This window comes from Sporosarcina saromensis (assembly GCF_054901285.1).
The window spans coordinates 595,001-597,500 of record NZ_CM142738.1 but is presented as its reverse complement, the minus strand read 5'-3'; the positions used below and the strand labels follow the sequence as shown (position 1 = coordinate 597,500).

The following is a 2,500-nucleotide window of genomic DNA, read 5'->3' as shown; positions in this document are numbered from 1 at the left end:
GAACGTCGTGAGACAGTTCGGTCCCTATCCGTCGCGGGCGTAGGAAATTTGAGAGGAGCTGTCCTTAGTACGAGAGGACCGGGATGGACATACCGCTGGTGTACCAGTTGTCTTGCCAAAGGCATCGCTGGGTAGCTATGTATGGACGGGATAAATGCTGAAAGCATCTAAGCATGAAGCCCCCCTCAAGATGAGATTTCCCATTACGCAAGTAAGTAAGATCCTCAAAGATGATGAGGTAGATAGGTCCGGGGTGGAAGCGTGGCGACACGTGCAGCTGACGGATACTAATCGATCGAGGACTTATCCTTTATGTTAATTAAGTATGGTTGAACTTGTGTTTAGCAACAATGTTGGTTTTATTCAGTTTTGAACGAACAAGATTCGTTTAAAAGTATTTTTAAAAAAGTACTTGCGTTTTTAATAAGAGTTGATATAATAACTAATGTCCTTGAAAAGGATATTAAAAGTCTGGTGACGATGGCGAAGAGGTCACACCCGTTCCCATACCGAACACGGAAGTTAAGTTCTTCAGCGCCGATGGTAGTAGGGGGCTTCCCCCTGTGAGAGTAGGACGTCGCCAGGCGATTGATTCTTATTATATATAACCAATGGAGGATTAGCTCAGCTGGGAGAGCACCTGCCTTACAAGCAGGGGGTCGGCGGTTCGAACCCGTCATCCTCCACCATATTATTTATTTTACACTTAGCCGGTGTAGCTCAACTGGTAGAGCAACTGACTTGTAATCAGTAGGTTGAGGGTTCAAGTCCTTTCGCCGGCACCATTTTAGAGCCATTAGCTCAGTCGGTAGAGCATCTGACTTTTAATCAGAGGGTCGCAGGTTCGAATCCTGCATGGCTCACCATTTTCCTTGATAGTATTCACAGGAAATATAATGCGGGTGTGGTGGAACTGGCAGACACGCTAGACTTAGGATCTAGTGCCGCAAGGCGTGGGGGTTCGACTCCCTTCACCCGCACTTTTATATGCGGAAGTAGTTCAGTGGTAGAATACGACCTTGCCAAGGTCGGGGTCGCGGGTTCGAATCCCGTCTTCCGCTCCACTTTTATTAGCCGGGGTGGCGGAACTGGCAGACGCACAGGACTTAAAATCCTGCGGTAGGTGACTACCGTACCGGTTCGATTCCGGTTCTCGGCACCATGTTTTATAAAATATTATAATGCGCCCGTAGCTCAATTGGATAGAGCGTCTGACTACGGATCAGAAGGTTATGGGTTCGACTCCTGTCGGGCGCGCCATTATTTAACGGGAAGTAGCTCAGCTTGGTAGAGCACTTGGTTTGGGACCAAGGGGTCGCAGGTTCGAATCCTGTCTTCCCGACCATTTTTGGGGCCTTAGCTCAGCTGGGAGAGCGCCTGCCTTGCACGCAGGAGGTCAGCGGTTCGATCCCGCTAGGCTCCACCATATGAACCTTGAAAACTGAACAGCAAAACGTCAACAAATAAAGTTCTGAAGCCGACTTGTCGGTGAACGAACAACTCGAATCTCCGGATTCAAAATTGACATCTTAAATGATGCCAGCAAGAAATGAGCTATTCATTTTCTTCTTTTATGGAGAGTTTGATCCTGGCTCAGGACGAACGCTGGCGGCGTGCCTAATACATGCAAGTCGAGCGGATTGAAGGGAGCTTGCTCCCTGATATTAGCGGCGGACGGGTGAGTAACACGTGGGCAACCTGCCCTGCAGATGGGGATAACTCCGGGAAACCGGGGCTAATACCGAATAATCGGTTCTTCCGCATGGAAGAACTCTGAAAGACGGTTTCGGCTGTCACTGCAGGATGGGCCCGCGGCGCATTAGCTAGTTGGTGGGGTAACGGCCTACCAAGGCGACGATGCGTAGCCGACCTGAGAGGGTGATCGGCCACACTGGGACTGAGACACGGCCCAGACTCCTACGGGAGGCAGCAGTAGGGAATCTTCCACAATGGACGAAAGTCTGATGGAGCAACGCCGCGTGAGCGAAGAAGGTTTTCGGAATCGTAAAGCTCTGTTGCGAGGGAAGAACAAGTACGAGAGTAACTGCTCGTACCTTGACGGTACCTCGTTAGAAAGCCACGGCTAACTACGTGCCAGCAGCCGCGGTAATACGTAGGTGGCAAGCGTTGTCCGGAATTATTGGGCGTAAAGCGCGCGCAGGCGGTCCTTTAAGTCTGATGTGAAAGCCCACGGCTCAACCGTGGAGGGTCATTGGAAACTGGAGGACTTGAGTACAGAAGAGGAAAGCGGAATTCCACGTGTAGCGGTGAAATGCGTAGAGATGTGGAGGAACACCAGTGGCGAAGGCGGCTTTCTGGTCTGTAACTGACGCTGAGGCGCGAAAGCGTGGGGAGCAAACAGGATTAGATACCCTGGTAGTCCACGCCGTAAACGATGAGTGCTAAGTGTTAGGGGGTTTCCGCCCCTTAGTGCTGCAGCTAACGCATTAAGCACTCCGCCTGGGGAGTACGGCCGCAAGGCTGAAACTCAAAGGAATTG

At 50.9% G+C, this 2,500-nt stretch carries 9 tRNA genes and 3 rRNA genes (2 of these 12 cut by a window edge); all 12 read left to right on the top strand.

Features of this window, described 5'->3' with window-relative positions:
* A 23S ribosomal RNA gene (locus tag ACVHUV_RS02885) occupies positions 1 to 311 on the top strand; it begins 2,621 nt to the left of the window's first position.
* A gap of 159 nt (positions 312 to 470) precedes the next feature.
* Positions 471 to 586: ribosomal RNA gene (rrf, locus tag ACVHUV_RS02880) — 5S ribosomal RNA — on the top strand.
* Positions 587 to 613: 27 nt separating this feature from the next.
* Positions 614 to 689 (top strand) — tRNA-Val (locus tag ACVHUV_RS02875).
* Between the two features lie 20 nt (positions 690 to 709).
* Positions 710 to 785: transfer RNA gene (locus ACVHUV_RS02870), tRNA-Thr, on the top strand.
* Between the two features lie 5 nt (positions 786 to 790).
* Positions 791 to 866: transfer RNA gene (locus ACVHUV_RS02865), tRNA-Lys, on the top strand.
* Between the two features lie 32 nt (positions 867 to 898).
* Positions 899 to 980 (top strand) — tRNA-Leu (locus tag ACVHUV_RS02860).
* Between the two features lie 9 nt (positions 981 to 989).
* Positions 990 to 1,064: transfer RNA gene (locus ACVHUV_RS02855), tRNA-Gly, on the top strand.
* Between the two features lie 9 nt (positions 1,065 to 1,073).
* Positions 1,074 to 1,162: transfer RNA gene (locus tag ACVHUV_RS02850), tRNA-Leu, on the top strand.
* Positions 1,163 to 1,183: 21 nt separating this feature from the next.
* Positions 1,184 to 1,260, top strand: a tRNA-Arg gene (locus tag ACVHUV_RS02845).
* 8 nt (positions 1,261 to 1,268) lie between these two features.
* A tRNA-Pro gene (locus ACVHUV_RS02840) sits at positions 1,269 to 1,345 on the top strand.
* 5 nt (positions 1,346 to 1,350) lie between these two features.
* Positions 1,351 to 1,426, top strand: a tRNA-Ala gene (locus ACVHUV_RS02835).
* 144 nt (positions 1,427 to 1,570) lie between these two features.
* Positions 1,571 to 2,500: ribosomal RNA gene (locus tag ACVHUV_RS02830) — 16S ribosomal RNA — on the top strand; it runs 623 nt beyond the window's last position.